The sequence below is a fragment of the Pseudomonas multiresinivorans genome (genome assembly GCF_012971725.1).
In the GTDB taxonomy this organism is placed as follows: domain Bacteria; phylum Pseudomonadota; class Gammaproteobacteria; order Pseudomonadales; family Pseudomonadaceae; genus Pseudomonas; species Pseudomonas multiresinivorans.
In genome coordinates, this window is sequence record NZ_CP048833.1 from 2,015,383 (window position 1) to 2,033,398 (window position 18,016).

At 66.1% G+C, this 18,016-nt stretch carries 14 protein-coding genes; 3 read left to right on the forward strand and 11 right to left on the reverse strand.

Annotated elements, in window-relative coordinates; genetic code table 11:
• Window positions 1–20: 20 nt before the first annotated feature.
• The gene (locus G4G71_RS09230) at window positions 21–1,256 is read right to left on the reverse strand and encodes a dienelactone hydrolase family protein (protein ID WP_169937009.1); all 1,236 of its coding nucleotides are present in this window, start codon (window positions 1,254–1,256) and stop codon (window positions 21–23) included.
• Between the two features lie 169 nt (window positions 1,257–1,425).
• On the opposite strand from G4G71_RS09230, the gene G4G71_RS09235 reads away from it, so the two are divergent.
• On the forward strand, window positions 1,426–1,968 hold the full coding sequence (locus tag G4G71_RS09235; protein WP_169937011.1) for a hydrolase: 543 nt from the start codon (window positions 1,426–1,428) through the stop codon (window positions 1,966–1,968).
• A gap of 6 nt (window positions 1,969–1,974) precedes the next feature.
• Here G4G71_RS09235 and G4G71_RS09240 read toward each other — a convergent pair whose 3' ends face one another.
• Complete coding sequence (locus G4G71_RS09240) at window positions 1,975–2,865, reverse strand: LysR family transcriptional regulator (RefSeq protein ID WP_169937013.1); 891 nt, start codon at window positions 2,863–2,865, stop codon at window positions 1,975–1,977.
• 158 nt (window positions 2,866–3,023) lie between these two features.
• Between G4G71_RS09240 and G4G71_RS09245 the strand changes: the two genes are divergently transcribed.
• Window positions 3,024–4,547, forward strand: a complete 1,524-nt coding sequence (locus tag G4G71_RS09245) for an MFS transporter (protein ID WP_169937015.1) — start codon at window positions 3,024–3,026, stop codon at window positions 4,545–4,547.
• Window positions 4,548–4,618: 71 nt separating this feature from the next.
• On the opposite strand, the gene rlmF is transcribed toward G4G71_RS09245, so the two are convergent.
• The 5 genes from rlmF to G4G71_RS09270 all read right to left on the reverse strand — a co-directional run bounded on the left by rlmF (window position 4,619) and on the right by G4G71_RS09270 (window position 10,184).
• Window positions 4,619–5,608 carry a 23S rRNA (adenine(1618)-N(6))-methyltransferase RlmF gene (rlmF, locus tag G4G71_RS09250; protein WP_240964892.1) on the reverse strand — a complete coding sequence of 330 codons (990 nt, stop codon included), beginning with the start codon at window positions 5,606–5,608 and terminating at the stop codon, window positions 4,619–4,621.
• Between the two features lie 57 nt (window positions 5,609–5,665).
• Window positions 5,666–6,244 (reverse strand): VTT domain-containing protein, encoded by a 579-nt coding sequence (locus G4G71_RS09255; RefSeq protein ID WP_169937017.1) that lies wholly within the window; start codon window positions 6,242–6,244, stop codon window positions 5,666–5,668.
• Window positions 6,245–6,253: 9 nt separating this feature from the next.
• Window positions 6,254–6,550, reverse strand: coding sequence for a winged helix-turn-helix domain-containing protein (locus G4G71_RS09260; RefSeq protein WP_169937019.1), 297 nt, complete (start codon window positions 6,548–6,550; stop codon window positions 6,254–6,256).
• Between the two features lie 34 nt (window positions 6,551–6,584).
• Window positions 6,585–8,414: an SLC13 family permease gene (locus tag G4G71_RS09265; RefSeq protein ID WP_169937021.1), complete on the reverse strand. Its 1,830-nt coding sequence runs from the start codon at window positions 8,412–8,414 to the stop codon at window positions 6,585–6,587.
• 114 nt (window positions 8,415–8,528) lie between these two features.
• Window positions 8,529–10,184, reverse strand: coding sequence for a thiamine pyrophosphate-binding protein (locus G4G71_RS09270; protein WP_169937023.1), 1,656 nt, complete (start codon window positions 10,182–10,184; stop codon window positions 8,529–8,531).
• A gap of 224 nt (window positions 10,185–10,408) precedes the next feature.
• Between G4G71_RS09270 and G4G71_RS09275 the strand changes: the two genes are divergently transcribed.
• Entirely contained in the window at window positions 10,409–12,313 is a 1,905-nt protein-coding gene (locus tag G4G71_RS09275; protein ID WP_169937025.1) for a M14 family metallopeptidase, read from the forward strand.
• Window positions 12,314–12,512: 199 nt separating this feature from the next.
• Here the strand turns inward: G4G71_RS09275 and G4G71_RS09280 are convergent, their stop codons facing one another.
• The 4 genes from G4G71_RS09280 to G4G71_RS09295 form a co-directional block, all read right to left on the reverse strand.
• Window positions 12,513–15,362 carry a valine--tRNA ligase gene (locus G4G71_RS09280; RefSeq protein ID WP_169937027.1) on the reverse strand — a complete coding sequence of 950 codons (2,850 nt, stop codon included), beginning with the start codon at window positions 15,360–15,362 and terminating at the stop codon, window positions 12,513–12,515.
• 197 nt (window positions 15,363–15,559) lie between these two features.
• Window positions 15,560–15,931: a DNA polymerase III subunit chi gene (locus G4G71_RS09285; protein ID WP_169937029.1), complete on the reverse strand. Its 372-nt coding sequence runs from the start codon at window positions 15,929–15,931 to the stop codon at window positions 15,560–15,562.
• A 19-nt stretch (window positions 15,932–15,950) separates the two neighbouring features.
• A complete protein-coding gene (locus tag G4G71_RS09290; RefSeq protein ID WP_024762886.1) occupies window positions 15,951–16,379 on the reverse strand; it encodes a DNA polymerase III subunit chi in 429 nt (142 codons plus the stop codon).
• A 34-nt stretch (window positions 16,380–16,413) separates the two neighbouring features.
• On the reverse strand, window positions 16,414–17,904 hold the full coding sequence (locus G4G71_RS09295) for a leucyl aminopeptidase (protein WP_169937032.1): 1,491 nt from the start codon (window positions 17,902–17,904) through the stop codon (window positions 16,414–16,416).
• Between the last annotated feature and the right edge of the window lie 112 nt (window positions 17,905–18,016).

Sequence of the window (18,016 nt, forward strand, 5' to 3'; positions counted from 1 at the left end):
CTCCTTGTGCGGGCGGAGGATCAGCGACCTTCGCTGTCCTTCCACTTGTTCATCAGGGTGTTGGAAACCAGACTCTCGTCGAGCAGCTTCTTCGCCGTCTCCACGCCGGCCACCGGCAGGCCGGCAGGGTCGAGCAGGCCGATCTGCACCAGCACGCTGGCCTGGTCCCAGTAGATGTGTTCATGGCACAGCTTGTCACCGCGGAAGCGGATCACGCCGAGCATGGGGATTTCCACGTACTTGCCTGTGGGCGGTACGCCGGGGAGCATCCAGTCGATCTCGGTGGAATGGGTGAAGCACATGACGAATTCGTCCACCACCTGCAGCGCGCCGACGGTGCGGGAGATCGGCACCAGCTTCATGTCCGGTGGATTGCCGTGGACGAAGTGGTTGCGGTAGAAGCGCGCCAGTTCGTCCTGGCCGACGCCGCCGGTCATGGTGGGGATGTGGTTGACGTAGGGTTGGGCCACCATGGTTGCCATGGTGGCGGGCACGTCGCGGGCGGCGAATTCGTGGTGGATGTGGTCTTCCCAGAGTTTCGACAGGTCGAAGTCCGGGCCGATCTCGCGTTTGAGCGCGCCGATGCTGCGCTCGTGGGCCATCAGCGCGGCGGGCTTGTCGAAGTGCATGCCGTTGGGGCGGGCGAAGGCGTGGTCGACGCCGGGGTAGCTGTAGATCTCCGCCTTCGGCAGTTTTCCCAGCACCTCGCCGATGGCCGCGCGGGCGTTGGCGTCGCAGTACACGTCCTGCTCAGCGAAGTGCAACACCAGGCGACCCCGGATGTTCTGCGCTTCATCCAGCATGTGCTCGATGCCCATGCCGTAGTAGCCGACCGAGCAGGCCGCGTCGGTGCGCGCGGCGGTGAGGTAGGCGAGCTTGCCTCCGAGGCAGAAGCCGACGTAGCCGATGCCGCGATCTTCTACTTCCGGGAGAGCGCGTAGGGTGTCCATGGCGGCGGCGATGTCGTCCACGCCCTTGTCCACGTCGAAGAGCTGGAACAGGCCGATGGCCTGGCCGAACTCGGCCTCGCTGTATCCCAGTTCGAGGTTGGGCTGCAGGCGCCAGAACAGGTCGGGCACCAGTGCGACGTAGCCTTCCTCGGCGTAGCTGTCGGCGATGCTGCGCATGTTGGCGTTGACGCCGAAGATCTCCTGGCCGATCACCACGCCGGGGCCACGCCCGCTGGCCGGTACCGCGAGATAACCGCTGAAGCTGCCACTGCCGTCACGCGCGGCGATGCTGATGTTCCTGCCCATGTTCCTTGTCTCCCAGGCTCGTTGTTGTGTTGTTCTGGCGCGGCATAGGGTGCGTGCTGGCGCGCCTTCTGCCAAGTGGCCGATGGTGCGATGGCGGTTGACAGCCCGCCGCTGCGGGACCACAACTCGGGTTCGAATCTCGCGTTTAAACGCCAGGAGGACCCCCACGATGCTGCTGCGCGCCCAGGCTTCGACCCTGCTGATCATCGATATCCAGGAACGCCTGTTCCCGGCCATTCACGAGGCCGAATCGGTGCTGGAACACAGCGCCTGGTTGCTGGCCATTGCGCGGCGGCTGGGCGTGCCGGTGCTGGCCACCGAGCAGTATCCGAAAGGGCTCGGGCCGACGCTGCCGGCGCTGCGCGACGAGCTGAGCGAGGGCGAAGTGCTGGAGAAGATCGCCTTCTCCGCCGTCACTGATCCCGGCCTGTTGCAGATGCCCGGCGGCGATCGCCGGCAGTTCGTGGTATGCGGCACCGAGGCGCATGTCTGTGTGCTGCAGACGGTGCTCGGCCTGTTGGCCGAAGATCGCGAAGTGTTCGTGGTGGAGGAGGCGGTCGGCTCGCGTCGTCCGCAGGACAAGGCGCTGGCACTGGAGCGCATGCGTCAGGCCGGCGCGGTGGTCGTCTCGCGGGAGATGGTCGCCTTCGAGTGGCTGGAGCGTGCCGGGACGGAAGTCTTCCGCGAGATCAGCAGGCAGTTCATCCGCTGAGCTGCCCTAACGAGTGACGAACAGCCGGTCACCGAGGAAGTCGAGGAACACTCGAAGCTTCAGCGGCATGCGTCGCCCGGCTGGCCACAGCGCGTGGAAGCTGCCCTGGTGCGCGGTGTGCTCGGCGAGCACCTGCATCAGCCTGCCGTCGTTCAGCGCACCGCGCACGGCGAAGTCGGGCAGGCAGGCGATGCCCATGCCCTGACTGGCGACGTTGATCAGCATGTCGGCGGTATTGCAGATCAGGCCGCCCTCCAGGCGCGGCTCCGACTCACCCGGCGCAAGGTTCAGTGGCCAGCGTTGCACCAGCCCGCTGCTGGGGTAGCGGTAGTGCAGGCACAGGTGCTGGTTCAGGTCGGCCGGCCGGCGAGGCGTACCGTATTGACGCAGGTAGGCCGGCGCGGCTACCAGCAGCAGGCTGAAATCGCCCAGCTTGCGCGCCTTGAGCCGCGAGTCGCGCAGTTCGCCGCCGCGTACTACCAGGTCGAAACCTTCCTCGATGACGTCCACCAGTCGGTCGGTGAAGTCGATATCCAGCTGGATGCGCGGATAGCAGCGGAGGAATTCCGGCAGCACCTGCGGCAGCAGGCCGGCCACCAGCGGCATGCTTATCTTCAGTCGGCCGCGAGCCTGCTGGGTGGACAGCGCCAGTTCCTGCTCCGCCGCTTCGAGTTCGTCGAGGATGCGCCGGCAACGTTCGAGGAACAGCTGGCCTTCGTTGGAGAGGCTCAAGCTGCGGGTGCTGCGATGGAACAGGCGCACGCCCAGGCGTTCCTCCAGGCGCGCAATGCTCTTGCCCACTGCCGAGGCGGAGAGGCCGAGCAGTCGCGCGGCCTGGGCGAAGCTCAGGGTGTCGGCGACCTGGAGGAAGACCCGGAGCCCGTTGAGGCTGTCCATGTGAATGTATCCGTGTGGGCGGGCGGCCATTGTGCCGCTCGGCGGGGTATGAATTGCGGACAGTAGTGTCCGTTATGTTCGGAATCCTAGCCTGTTTTTCCGCAATGCCGGGTTGCTTAGGGTGCAGCGGGTCTTCTTCGGATCATCACGGACCCACCATGAATCCCTCCCACGACACACGACAAGACGGCAATGACGTTTCGCGCTGGCTGCTGTTGCTCGCCGCCAGCCTGACGGCGGTGCTGATTCCCCTGTGCTTCACCGGCCCGGCCGTGGTGTTGCCGGCCATTGCCCATGAACTGGGCGGCTCGGCGGTGGCGCTTAACTGGATCGTCAACGGCTACGTGCTCGCCTACGGTGCGGCGATGATGGCGGCCGGAAGCCTGGCAGACGTCTATGGGCGCAAGCGCATCTGGGTGGTTGGCCTGGCGCTGTTCTGCGCGACCACCCTGGCAATTCCCCTCGCGGGCTCGGTGGCTGCTATCGACGCGCTCCGTGTGTTGCAGGGCGCCGGCGGTTCTGCGGCCTTTGCCGCTGCGATGGCGGCGCTGGCGCAGGAGTTCGATGGGCCTATTCGCACTCGGGTATTCAGCCTGCTGGGAACGACCTTCGGTGTCGGCCTGGCGTTTGGCCCGCTGCTCGCCGGCTGGCTGACCGACGGGCCGGGCTGGCGCTGGGTATTCCTGGTGCCGGCAGTCTGTGCGCTGGCCTCTGTCCCGATGGTCATGCGCTATTGCCGGGAGAGTCGTGACCCGCAGGCGCGCGGCCTCGACTGGCCCGGCGCGCTGAGCTTCACCGCAGCGCTCAGCCTGTTCACCTACGGTCTGCTGCTGGCGCCGGAACAGGGCTGGAGCAGCGTTGCAGTCATCGTCACGCTGGCCGCGAGTGTCGTGCTCCTGGCGACGTTCATCGTCATCGAGCGTCGCGTCCAGCGGCCGCTGCTGGACCTCTCGCTGTTCAGCCAATGGCGATTTGTGGGCGTGCAGTTGCTGGGTGCTTCGCCAGCGTTCGCCTATGTGGTGTTGATCGTACTGCTTCCGGGACGGTTCATCGGTATCGAGGGGCAGGGGGCGCTGCAGGCTGGATGGACCATGCTGGCGCTGTCGTCACCGCTGCTGGTAGTGCCCTTCTTCGCCGCGCTGCTGGCGAGGCATGTCAGCGCGGGCAGTCTGTCGGCGCTTGGCTTGTTGATCGTGTCGGGCGGGCTGATGTGGCTGGCGCGCAACCTGGCGGGAGGCGTCGCGCCGGATGCGCCGCTGCTGGTGATCGGCATCGGTATCGGCCTGCCCTGGGGGCTGATGGATGGGTTGGCAGTGAGTGTCGTGGAGCGCGAGCGTGCGGGCATGGCGACCGGCATCTTCAATACGGTGCGGGTGTCGGCCGATGCCGTGGCTATCGCGGTGGTCGGTGCGCTGCTGGCGACGCTGATTGCCGCGCAACTGGAGCCACTGGGTTTGGCGACGGCGGATCGGCTGATGAGCGCCAACCAGTTGGCCATCGGCAACCTCGCGGCGGTGGTCGAGGAACTTCCGCAGCTGGCGCCTGCTGAGCTACGCAGTCAGTACATCGAGGTGTTCAGTCGCGTGCTGGAGCTGCTCGCCGGTGTGACCTGCGTCGTCGCCGGGCTGGTGTTGCTGCTGCTGGGCCGGGAACGCGCGCCGGTACTCGCCGCCGAGACGTAGGGCGAATAACCGCTTGCGGTTATCCGCCGTGCTCTCGGTGACGGCGGATAACGCGTACCGCGTTATGCGCCCTACCGTTGGGTTCGACGCTGTTCCGGTTCGAGGAAGGTCCAGGCGACGAAGCGACTCTGCTTCTGGCCCTGGGCCATGTCCACAGTGCGAATCGTGATGGCCCCGGCCTTTTTCAGGGCGCGGCGGAAGTCGTCGAGGTTGCCGGCCTTGGACACCAGGGAGCTGAACCAATGCACCTGCTGGCCGACTTCCGCGCTTTCTGCCGCCAGCTTGCGCAGGAAGGCGATCTCGCCGCCTTCGCACCACAGCTCGTTGCTCTGCCCGCCGAAGTTCAGCTTTGGCAGTTGGCGCGATGGGTCGAGCTTGCCGAGGTTCTTCCATTTGCGCCGGCTGCCGCTGCTGGCCTCCTCCGGCGAGGAGTGGAAGGGTGGGTTGCAGAGGGTCGCGGCAAAGCGCTCATCGGCGGCCAGCAGACCCTGGAAGATGCGCTTCGGATCGTGCTGCTGGCGCAGTTCGATGGCCTCGCCCAGGCCAGGATTGCCGTTGACGATGGCGCGGGCCGAGGCCAGGGCGGCCGGCTCGATGTCCGAGCCGAGGAAGCTCCAGCCGTAGTCGCGGTGGCCGATCAGCGGGTAGATGCAGTTGGCGCCGACACCGATGTCCAGCACGCGCACGTCAGGCCCGCGCGGCACACTGCCGCCGTTTTCCTCGGCAAGCAGGTCGGCGAGGTAGTGCACGTAGTCCGCCCGGCCGGGAATCGGTGGGCAGAGGAAGCCGGCGGGAATGTCCCACTGGCCGATGCCGTATTGCGCCTTGAGCAGCGCGCGGTTGAACACGCGCACGGCCTCCGGGCTGGCGAAGTCGATGCTCGGCTTGCCATAGGGGTTGGTGATGACGAAGCGGCCCAGCTCCGGGCAACCCTCGATCAGCGCCGGGAAGTCGTAGTGGCCCTGGTGGCGGTTGCGCGGGTGCAGCAGGTTCGGCCGCTTCGCGGCAGGGTCGCGCAGGGGCTCGGATTTGGCGGCGAGGCGTTTTGGAGGTTTCGGCATGTCGGGCGCGGGCTGGGAAGCGGAGGGCGATTTTCCCACAGATGCGCTTGCCGCGCCTCAGCCGATCAGCAGGCTGCGCAGGCGGTCGAACAGCAGGCAGCACAGCAGCAGGGGAATCGGCAGGCCGAGTACAGTACCGAGCATGTAGGGCACGAAGCCGATGCCGGAGAGGGCCAGGCTGTAGTTCAGCGTCGGCGAGGTGATGAAGGCGTGGCGCAGGAGGAACACGCTGGTCGCTGGGCGCTGGTCGAGGTGGCTGAAGATGGCGCGGGTCATCTTGTTGTTCAGCAGCCGCAAGCCATTGCCACCCACGGCGCGCACGATGAGGAAGGTGAATCCGCAGGAAAACAGGGCGGCGGCGTAGGTAATCAGCCCGCCCCAGAGCTTGCCCATGGCCAGCACGGCGGCGGCGAGGAACAGCAGGCCGGGGATGTGCAACAGGTTGCCCAGGGCGAACAGGCCGACGAACAGCAACAGGCCGCGCAGGCGGTTGTCGGCCAGTTCGTCGCGCAGGTAATCGAGGCTGAATTCCTCGTGCAGGCCGCTGGCGCGGTAGAGCAGGACCAGCACCACGGCGAAGGCCAGCAGCAGGATCAATCGGCGAAAGCGCCAGAGGGTAGGCGGGACGGCAAGCATGATGGCGGCTCAGGGGTACTGCAGGATGTCCTTGATCTTCGGCAGGTGCGCGACAATCCAGCGCGGATCGATGGCGCCCCAGTCGCGGATGCGGTAGTGGCCGGCGTTGTTGCGCTCGCCGTCGTGCTGCTCGAAGGCGCAGTCGATGTCCAGGTCGGCCAGCGCTGCCAGGGTGTCCTGGGCGGTTCGCCGGGGCATGCCGGTGGCTTCCATCAGCGCCGGGACGCTGGTGGCGGTGCCGCTGTCGATCAGCCAGGCGACGTACAGGCGGCGGTAGAAACTGCTCTTGGTCTTGCTCACTTCCATCGTGACGTTTCCTTGGTGATCTTGTAGTTGGCGGCTACAGCGGCAGCAGCCAGGGTACCAGCACAACGCTGACGATCATCACCAGAATGGTGAAGGGTACGCCAACCTTGACGAAATCTCCGAAGCGATAGCGGCCGGGGCCGAGCACCAGAGTATTGACCGGCGAAGAGATCGGCGTCATGAAGGCGGCCGACGCGGCCAGCGCGACGATCATCGCGAAGGCTTCGGGGGAGGCGCCCAGCGCCTTGGCCGTGGCGATGGCGACCGGCGCCATGAGCACGGCGGTGGCGGTGTTGGAGATGAACAGGCCGATCACCGCAGTGAGCGCGAACAGGCTGGCGAGGATGGCATAGGTGCCGGCGCCGCCGAGTGCGCCGACCAGACCGTTGACTGCCAGGGTGATGCCGCCGGTCTTCTGCAGCGCCAGGGCAAAGGGCAGCATGCCGACGATCAGCAGCAGGCTCTGCCAGTGAATGGCGCGGTAGGCGCTGTCCATGTCGATGCAGCGAAACGCACCCATCAGCAGGCAGGCGATCAGCGCGGCCATGACGTTGGGCACCAGGCCGCTGACCATCAGGATCACCATCACCGCCAGGCTGAACAGTGCGTGGGGCGCCTGGCTGGCGGCGGGCGCCGCTTCGTCGACTTCGGCGGGCAGGCTGAGCACCAGGAAGTCGCGGCTGCGCGCCTGCAGCTGGCGGATTTCCTTCCAGTCGCCGATCACCAGCAGGGTGTCGCCGACCTTCAGCTTGGCCTCCAGCAGCCCCTCCACCAGTGCTTCACGGTTACGCCGCAGGCCCACTACGTTGAGGCCGTACTGGCTGCGGAACTCCAGGTCGCGCACGCTCCTGCCCAGCAACCCGGACTCCGGCGGCAGTGTGACCTCGGCCATGCCCACTTCGTGGGCGCGCTCGGTGAAATAGTCGCCCTGCAGGCTCAGCGGTTCCAGGCCGAACTCGTGGTACATGCCCAGCAGGTCGTTGCGTTCGCCGGAGATATCCACCAGCAGCACGTCACCGGCGTGCAGCACGATGTTGGCGCTGGGCGTCAGGATCTTCAGGCGGAAGTGCACCATGCGCTCGATGGCTACCACGTTGGTCCCGGCGCGGGCGCGCAGCTCCACGTCGGCCAGGCTCATGCCCACCAGCTGCGAGTCGGCGCGAATGCGCAGGCGGCGTTCGCGGCCGGCCAGCTGGTAGTCGCGGATCAGGTCGCTGAGGGTGCGGCGCTTGACGCTCTGCTTGTCGTCGCCGGCGTCATCGCCGAGCCAGCGCCGCGCCACCAGCATGTAGCCGACGCCGAGCACCAGCACGACCAGGCCGAACGGGGTAAAGCTGAAGAAGCTGAAACCTTTCGAGCCCTCACGCACCAGCTCGCTGTGCACCACCACGTTGGGCGCAGTGGCGACCAGCGTGAGCATGCCGCTGATCAGCCCGGCGAAGCTCAGCGGCATCATCAGCCGGCGCGGCGACACGTGCAGGCGCGCGGCGATGCTCAGCACCACGGGAATGAAGATGGCGACCACGCCGGTCGAACTCATCACCGAACCGAGGCCGGCAACGGCCAGCATCAGCAGTACCAGCAGGCGCGTCTCGCTGGAGCCGGCGCGGCGTGTCAGCCATTCGCCGATGCGGTAGGCCACGCCGGTGCGCACCAGGCCTTCGCCGATGACGAACAGCGCGGCGATCAGGATGACGTTGGGGTCGGCGAAGCCGGCCAGCGACTCCTGCACGCTTAGCACGCCGGACAACGGCAGGGCGACCATGACCAGCAGTGCGACCACGTCCATCCGCGGGCGGTTGGCGACGAACAGCCCGACCGCGGTGGCGAGGAGGGCGAGGACCCAGATCAGTGGCAGACTCATGCGCTTCCCTAGCTTTATTTCGGCGCGCCATTGTGCCCGTTGTGGCAGGCACGTTGCGTTGATCCGATGCAGCTTAGCGAAGCGTGACGCCCCGCGCGCGGGGCGTTCGCCGGGTCATGGCAGCCGCGAAACCGGGGTGATCTGCTGCGGATCGGTGCGCAACTCGATCAGCGCCGGCTTGCCGCTGGCCTGGGCACGCTCGAAGGCGGCGGCGAAGTCCTCGGTACGTTCGACCAACTCGCCGTGGGCGCCGAAGGCGCGGGCGAGGGCGACGAAGTCCGGGTTGCGCAGTTGCGTGGCACTGATGCGGCCGGGGTATTCGCGTTCCTGGTGCATGCGGATGGTGCCGAGCATGCCGTTGTTGACCACGATGACGGTCAGCGCCGCGCCGTACTGCACGGCGGTGGCCAGCTCCTGCGGGTACATCATGAAGCAGCCGTCGCCGGCGAAGCACACCACGCTGCGCTGCGGGTCGCGCAGCTTGGCGGCGATGGCAGCGGGGAAGCCGTAGCCCATGGCGCCGTTGGTGGGGGCGAGCTGGCTGCGCGGCGTGCGATAGCGGTAGAAACGGTGCACCCAGACGGCGTAATTGCCGGCGCCGTTGCTGATCACCGCATCGTCCGGGAGCGTTTCGTTGAGGTAGTGGACGACTTGCGTGAGGTCTACGCCTTGCGGTGGTTCGGCTTGCTTGGGTGGGGTGACGTAGCTCAGATAGTCGGCGCGGGCCGCAGCGGTCCACTCCGCCCAGGGCGTTTCGGTCAGGGGAGCGAGGCCGGCCAGGGCAGCGGCGATCTCCGGCATGCCGGCCTCGATCATCTGGTCGGCCTGGTAGACACGGCCCAGCTCGCTGGCATCGGCGTACACGTGGATCATGCTCTGCAGCGGGCGGGGACTCTGGATCAGGGTGTAGCCGGCGCTGGGCGTTTCGCTCAGGCGCGAGCCGAGTACCAGCAGCAGGTCAGCATCCTGCACCCGTGCGGTGAGCCTGGGCGAGGCGCCGAAGCCGAGCTGGCCGGCGTACTGCTCGTCGCGGTTGTCGATCAGGTCCTGGCGGCGGAACGAGGCCACCAGCGGCAGGCGGTTGGCGCGGGCGAAGGCGCGTACCTGCTCGCAGGCCTCGGAGGTCCAGCCGGTGCCGCCGACGATCAGCAGAGGGCGCCGGGCCTGGCTCAGCCGTTCACGCAGCTCGGCCAGCGCGCTGGACGTTGGCGCGGCGTGGGTGATGGGCGACGGTGCCACATCGGCGACCTGTGCCGAACCGAACAGCACCTCCTCCGGCAGCCCGATCACCACCGGACCGGGCCGCCCTGACTGGGCAACGCGGAAGGCGCGGGCGACGATCTCGGGAATGCGGCGGATGTCGTCGATCTCCGTGGCCCACTTGGCCAGGCCGCCGAACATCTGCCGGTAGTCCACTTCCTGGAAGGCCTCGCGGCCCTTGAACGCGCTTTCCACCTGGCCGATGAACAGGATCATCGGCGTCGAGTCCTGCATCGCCGTGTGCACGCCGTTGGCCGCATGGGTCGCGCCCGGCCCGCGGGTGACGAAGCAGATACCGGGGCGGCCGGTGAGCTTGCCGTAGGCATCGGCCATGTTCGAGGCGGCGCCCTCATGGCGGGTGACGATGGTCTGGATGCCGCTGGCATCGTGCAGGGCATCGAGCACCGGCAGGTAGCTTTCGCCGGGGATGCAGTAGACGGTATCCACCGCGTGGCGCAGCAGGGCTTCGACGAGGACCTGGCCGCCGTTGCGGGCCGGAAGATCGGACATGGGCATCGGGTTCCTGGAAGGGGCAGGGTGCGCTGATCTTCGGGCAACTGCCTCGGCGATCCAAGCGAGCATTCTTCGCAAGGTCATTCCTTCGAGGAATGCATGGGCCGTCGTAGAGCGGGCGCGACGACGAACCGCGCTGGCATTTCCCCAGGGTTGACTATGGTTGATGCACGGACGCACCTGCGTCCGCAGGACGTTTTGCTGCAGAAGGAGAGCCTCCCATGTACCACCTCTCGTCCCGAGCGCTGCTCGCCGGCCTGTTCGCGACCTCCAGCCTGCCCCTGTACGCCGCCCTGCCTTCGGCACCGGGGTATATCGATGACAGCGGCTACAGTGCCGTGGCCAAGACCCGCATCCTCCCCGCGATGTTCGAGCAGAAGCTCGCCAGCACGAAGTACATCGCCAAGGCCGACAATCCGCTGATCACCCTGGCCGAATCCAGCGGCTTCAAGGAAACCTCCGACTACCACCAGACCCGCGCCTGGCTGCAGAAGCTGGCGGATGCTTCCGGTGGCGTCATCACCCTGAGCGACCTGCCGGAGAACAGCGCCACCGGCGAGCCGATGCTGCTGGTGACCGCCAGCCGCGAGGCGGACAAATCGGCGGCGGGGCTGAACAAGTCCGGCAGGCCGACCATCTTCGTCGAGGCGGAAATCCACCCCGGTGAGGCCAACGGCAAGGACGCGATGTTCATGCTGCTGCGCGACATGACCACCGGCGACAAGCCACTGGCGGGGCTGCTGGACAAGGTCAACATCCTCTTCATCCCCACCGTGAACATCGACGGCGACCTGCGCCGCAGCCCCTACGGGCGGATCAACCAGAACGGCCCGGAAGTCACCGGCTGGCGGGTCAACGGCCTGAACTACAACCTCAACCGCGACTTCACCAAACTCGACAGCGCAGAAATCCGCAACGTCGCCTCGGTGTTCAACCAGTACGACCTGAGCTTCTTTGCCGACACCCACTCCACCGACGGCGCCATGTACCCCTACGACAGCTCCTATTGCCACAACGGCAACGGCTGGTCGCCGGCTTCCAGCGAATGGATGGACAAGGTCATGCGCCCGCCGGTCTACAAGGAGCTGGAAGGCGACGGCCACGTGGTCCACGAGTGCATCAGCTTCAACGACAACCAGGACCCGACCAAGGGCTATTACCCCTATCGCACCGACCTCGCGCGGTTCTCCAACCAGTACGGCGACATCCGCAACGTGCCGTCGATCCTCATCGAGCAGCACGCGCTGCATCCGTATGAAACACAGGTGCTGGGCAACTACGTGATGCTCAAGGCGATGTTCCAGGTGATCGGTGACAACGCCGAGTCGCTCAAGCAGGCGATTGCCAAGGACCGCGGGCGCCTGGCCGCGCAGAAGGACGTGATCCTCACCTGGAAGCCCGGCAAGGAGCAGCACACGCCGTTCACCGTGGGCGACTACCGCTATGAGGAATCACCGATCACCGGCAAGAAGACCATCGTCTGGAGCAACAAGCCCAAGCAACTCAATGTGCCGATCAGCGATAACTCGGTGCCGGACCTGGTGGTGAAGCGGCCGAAGCAGTTCGTGGTGCCGGTGCAGTGGAGCGAGGTGATTGCACGACTGAAGTCCCACGGCATCCAGATGAAGACCCTGGACAAGGCCACGCCCATCGAGGTGACCCTGAACCGCATGGACGACATCAAGCTGGCCGGTGGCTTCGAGCCGGATCGTGCAGCGGCCAACGAGATTCCCGGTTATGAAGGGCATCTGTTGGTGAGTGGCACCGGCAAGCCGTTCCAGCGCCTGCAGACCTACCCGGCGGGCTCCGTGGTGATCGACACCGACCAGCCGCTGGGCGTGCTGGCGATCAACCTGCTGACCGCGGAGAGCCCGGACTCGTTCTGGTCCTGGGGCTTCTTCAACTCGACCCTGGTGGTCGCCGAGGAGCCGGAGGAATACGTGATGGAACCGATGGCGCGCAAGATGCTCGCCGAGGACCCGAAGCTGAAAGCCGAGTTCGAGAAGAAGCTCAAGGATGACAAGGCCTTCGCCAAGGACGCCCAGGCGCGCCTGCAGTGGTTTTACCAGCGCACGCCGTTCTATGACGTGAATGCCTACGTGTACCCAGTGGGAACGGTTTACTGACGATACCTGTAGGAGCGAGCTTGCTCGCGAACGGATTCCGCTGCGGGTTCGTTCGCGAGCAAGCTCGCTCCTACGAAGAGCCGGCCATAGGGCGGAACTTCGGAGTGCGGATAACGCCTAAGCGTGATGCGCCCTACGTAGGACCGCCTCAAAAGCACGAGGCCCGCTTTCGCGAGCCTCGTGGATAGAGCCTGACGCCTTACAGGCTGGCGATCTTCTCGCGCTGCTGGATCAGGTTGGTCACGGCCTGCTCGGCTTCAGCCAGCTTGGCGCGTTCCTTCTCGATCACGTCGGCCGGGGCCTTGGCGACGAAGCCTTCGTTGGCGAGCTTGCCGCCCACGCGTTTGACTTCGCCTTCCAGGCGCTGGATTTCCTTGTCCAGGCGGGCCATTTCGGCGGCCTTGTCGATCAGGCCGGCCATCGGCACCAGCACCTGCAGGTCGCCGACCAGCGCGGTGGCGGACATCGGCGGTTCTTCGCCTTCGTCCAGCACGCGGATGGTCTCGAGCTTGGCCAGCTTCATCAGCAGCGGCTCGTTGTCGGCCAGGCGACGGTGGTCTTCGGGCGATGCGTTGTTCAGCACCAGGTCGATGCGCTTGGCCATGGAGATGTTCATCTCGCCACGGATCTGGCGGATGCCCAGCATCAGCGCCTTGACCCACTCGATGTCGCCTTCGGCGGCGGCGTCGATCTTCGCCTCGTCGGCGATCGGCCAGGGTTGCAGCATCAGGGTATCGCCGGACTTCGCAGCCGCGCCCTTGATGCGCTGCCAGATTTCCTCGGTGATGAACGGCATGAACGGGTGCGCCAGGCGCAGTGCGGTTTCCAGCACGCGCGCCAGGGTGCGACGGGTGCCGCGCTGGCGCTCGATCGGCGCGTTCTCGTCCCACAGCACCGGCTTGACCAGTTCCAGGTACCAGGCGCAGTACTCGTCCCAGATGAACTCGTAGAGGGCCTGGGTGGCCAGGTCGAAGCGGAAGGCGTCGAGCTGACGGGCGACTTCGATCTCGGTGCGCTGCAGGGCGGAGATGATCCAGCGGTCCACCGAGGACAGCTCGACCGGCTCGCCATTCACGCCGGTGTCCTTGCCATCGGTGTTCTCGATGACGAAGTTGGCAGCGTTCCACAGCTTGTTGCAGAAGTTGCGGTAGCCCTCGACGCGGCCCATGTCGAACTTGATGTCGCGACCGGTGGACGCCAGCGAGCAGAAGGTGAAGCGCAGGGCGTCGGTGCCGTAGCTGGCGATACCTTCGGGGAACTCGGCCTTGGTCTGCTTGGCGATCTTCTCGGCAAGCTTGGGCTGCATCATGCCGCTGGTGCGTTTCTCCAGCAGCTCGTCCAAGGTAATGCCATCGACTATGTCCAGCGGGTCGAGCACGTTGCCCTTGGACTTGGACATCTTCTGGCCCTGGCCATCGCGCACCAGACCGTGGACGTAGACGGTCTTGAACGGGATCTGCGCGGTGCCATCACCATTCTTGATGAGGTGCATGGTCAGCATGATCATGCGCGCAACCCAGAAGAAGATGATGTCGAAGCCGGTCACCAGCACATCGGTGGGGTGGAAGGTCTTCAGGTATTCGGTCTGTTCCGGCCAGCCGAGGGTGGAGAAGGTCCACAGGCCCGAGCTGAACCAGGTGTCCAGCACGTCTTCGTCCTGGCGCAGGTTGGCGTCGCCCAGGTTGTGCTTGGCGCGAACCTCTGCCTCGTTGCGGCCGACGTAGACGTTGCCGGCGTCGTCGTACCAGGCCGGGATGCGGTGGCCCCACCACAGCTGACGGCTGATGCACCAGTCCTGGATGTCGCGCATCCAGCTGAAGTACATGTTTTCGTACTGCTTGGGCACGAACTGGATGCGGCCGTCTTCCACGGCGGCGATGGCGGGTTCGGCCAGCGGCTTGGTGGAGACGTACCACTGGTCGGTCAGCCACGGTTCGATGACGGTGCCGGAGCGGTCGCCCTTGGGCACTTTCAGTGCGTGGTCGTCGATCTTCTCGAGCAGGCCGGCGGCTTCGAAGTCGGCGACGATCTGCTTGCGTGCGACGAAGCGGTCGAGGCCGGCATAGGCGGCGGGCAGGCTGGCGTCGAACTCGGCGTTGACGCTGCCGTCGAGCTGGAACACCTGGGCAGTGCCGAGCACGGCGGCGTTCTTGTCGAAGATGTTGATCAGCGGCAAGTTGTGGCGCTTGCCGACTTCATAGTCGTTGAAGTCGTGGGCCGGGGTGATCTTCACGCAGCCGGTGCCGAACTCGCGGTCGACGTAGTCGTCGGCGATGATCGGGATGCGGCGGCCCACCAGTGGCAGGTCGATGAAAGTGCCGATCAGGGCGGCGTAGCGCTCGTCTTCCGGGTGCACGGCGACCGCGCCGTCACCCAGCATGGTTTCCGGACGGGTGGTGGCGACGATCAGGTGGTCCTTGCCGTCGGCGGTCTTGTTGCCGTCGGCCAGCGGGTAGCGCAGGTGCCAGAGGTGGCCCTTCTCGTCGTGGTTCTCCACTTCCAGGTCGGAAATGGCGGTGTGGAACTTGGTGTCCCAGTTGACCAGACGCTTGCCGCGGTAGATCAGGCCGTCGTCGTGCAGGCGCACGAAGGCTTCCTTGACTGCTTCGGAGAGGCCGTCGTCCATGGTGAAGCGCTCGCGCGACCAGTCCACGGAAGAGCCCAGGCGACGAATCTGGCGGGTGATGGTGCCGCCGGACTGGTCCTTCCATTCCCAGACCTTCTCCAGGAACTTCTCGCGGCCCAGGTCATGACGGGCGATGCCCTGCGCGGCCAGCTGGCGCTCCACCACCATCTGGGTGGCGATGCCGGCGTGGTCGGTACCCGGCTGCCACAGGGTGTTGCGGCCCTGCATGCGGCGGTAGCGGATCAGAGCATCCATGATTGCGTTGTTGAAGCCGTGACCCATGTGCAGGCTGCCGGTGACGTTCGGCGGCGGGATCATGATGGTGTACGGCTCGCCGGAACCTTGCGGGGCGAAGTAGTTCTCTTTCTCCCACAGGGGATACCAGTGGGATTCGATGGCGTGGGGCTGGTAGGTCTTGTCCATGAGCGCGGCGGGACCCTGATAAGGCTAGACGGAAAACCGCTGAGTATAACGGGAGGCGGGGCGCTCAGGCCACCGGCGCGGATGGATGCCTGCCCGGCTTGGGCACAGGCTCCATCGCTTCCGTTTGCGTGGGAGCGGACTCCGTCCGCGATTGGCGCCCGTCTGCTCGCAGGGTGGGGCGTTCTGCGGGAGCGCGATCAGGGCTTGCGCTGTGCCAGCAGGCGTTGCATCCGCGCTTCCAGGCGGCGCTGCAGTTCGGCTTCGATCTGCGGGGCGAAGTCGTCGATGACATCCTGCAGGATCAGTTGAGCGGCGGCGCGCAGCTCCAGGTCCAGGCGATTCAGCTCGCTGGCCTGGGGCACGGCGTTCGGCTCGACCGGTTGGATGGCTGGCGGCGCCGGGGCCTGGGGCGCGGGCGTGACGACGTCGGAGAGCAACGGGATGTTGTCCGGCTCGAAGGATTCGGTGAGCAGGGGCGGCTCGGCGCCCGACTCGTCCAGCAGGTCCTGGATCTTCTTCAGGTCTTCCAGCAGGTGGTCGGGGTCGTGCGGGGGCTTGCGGTTGTCCATGGTCTTGGCGGTGACGCTCTCAAGGGCGCGGCAGGCGATGGTCCTGCAAAGGATAGCCCTGCTCGCGGTAGCGACGGAAATTCTCCCGCGCGGCCTGACGAATCGCCGGCTCCTCGATCACCAGTTCGGCGACCCGGTTGAAGCGGTCGACGAACGCGGGAATGGCCAGGGTCAGGTTGATCAGCAGGTCCCGGTGGCTCTCCGGCGGCTCGCCCAGGGCCAGCACGATGGGCGAGTCGGCGTCTTCTTCCACCGCGTTGTGTGGGATGAAGGTTTCCCCACGGAAGTTCCACAGCCGGGCATCCAGCGCGTCGCGCTGGGCCTCGTCGCTGCACAGCACGAAGATGCGCATGCCCTGCCGCCAGGCCTTTTCGGCCAGGCGGCAGGCGATGGTCAGGCGTGCGTCGGGATCGGCGCTGGGAATGACGTAGAAATCCACACGTGTCATGCGCTCGATCCCATCGGCAGATTGCACTGTGCCATTACTTGGCGCGGTCCAGCAGGTACTGGGTCAGCAGCGGAACCGGGCGGCCCGTGGCGCCCTTGTCCTTGCCGCCGCTGATCCAGGCGGTGCCGGCGATGTCCAGGTGCGCCCAGTGGAACTTCTTGGCGAAGCGCGACAGGAAGCAGCCGGCGGTGATGGTGCCGGCCTTCGGCCCGCCGATGTTGGCGATGTCGGCGAAGGGGCTGTCCAGCTGCTCCTGGTACTCGTCGAACAGCGGCAGTTGCCAGGCGCGGTCGTCGGCGACTTCACCGGCCTTGAGCAGTTGCTTGATCAGCGCGTCGTTGTTGCCCATCAGGCCCGAGGTGTTGGAGCCCAGGGCGACGATGCAGGCGCCGGTCAGGGTGGCGATGTCCACCACCGATTGCGGCTTGAAGCGCTCGACGTAGGTCAGCGCGTCGCACAGCACCAGGCGGCCTTCGGCGTCGGTGTTGAGGATCTCGACGGTCTGGCCGCTCATGGTGGTGACGATGTCGCCCGGACGGGTGGCGCCGCCGCTGGGCATGTTCTCGGCGCAGGCCATCACGCCGACCAGGTTGATCGGCAGCTGCAGCTCCAGCACGGCGCGGAAGGTACCGAACACGGAGGCGGCGCCGCACATGTCGAACTTCATCTCGTCCATGCCCAGGCCGGGCTTCAAGCTGATGCCGCCGGTGTCGAAGGTGATGCCCTTGCCGACCAGGACGTGCGGGGCTTCGTCCTTCTTCTTCGCGCCGTTGTATTGCAGCACGATCAGGCGCGGCGGCTGGTCGCTGCCCTGGGCGACGGCGAGGAACGAGCCCATGCCCAGTTCGCGGAGTTTCTTCTCGTCGAGGACCTCGACTTTGAGACCCTTGTATTCCTTGCCCAGCGCCTTGGCCTGCTCGCCGAGGAAGGTCGGGTGGCAGAGGTTCGGCGGCAGGTTGCCCAGGTCGCGGGTCAGGGCCATGCCGTTGGCGATGGCCTGGGCTTCCTTGGCGCCTTGTTCGACGGCAGCGGCATCGGCCTTGTCGGCGAGCAGGGTGATCTTCTTCAGCTTCGGCGCTTCGGCCTTCTGGCTCTTGAAGCGGTCGAAGACGTAGGTGCCATCGGCCAGGGTTTCCACCTGCAGGCGGGCTTTGCCGTGGGCATTGCGGCCTTTTACGGCCAGGTCGCCCAGGGCCAGGACGGCGTCGGCGCCGCCCAGGTTCTTCAGATTGTTCAGGACGGCGGAAACCAGTTTGCGGTAGGCGCGGTCGGAGAGTTCGCGCTCCTTGCCGGCGCCGACCAGCAGCACGCGCTCGGCCTTAAGGTTGGGTAAATCTTGCAACAGTAGAGTCTGGCCCACCTTGCCTGCCAGATCGCCGCGCTTGAGCAGGTTGGCGATGGCACCGCCGGTGGCTTCGTCAACGGCCTTGGCGCTGGCGCCGAGCTTGCGGCCTTCGCCCACGGCGATGACCAGGGTAGCGGTCTTCAGGGTTTCCGGACGTACGCTTTTTACAAGGAATTCCATGGCTGAGTGTCCCCGGGACAAAGAGCAGAAGGGTCTGCGAATGAAGATGGACTGCGCAGTGACAGGCCTGGCGAATCGCAGGATAATGCCGGCTATTTGCGCTGGGTCGCGT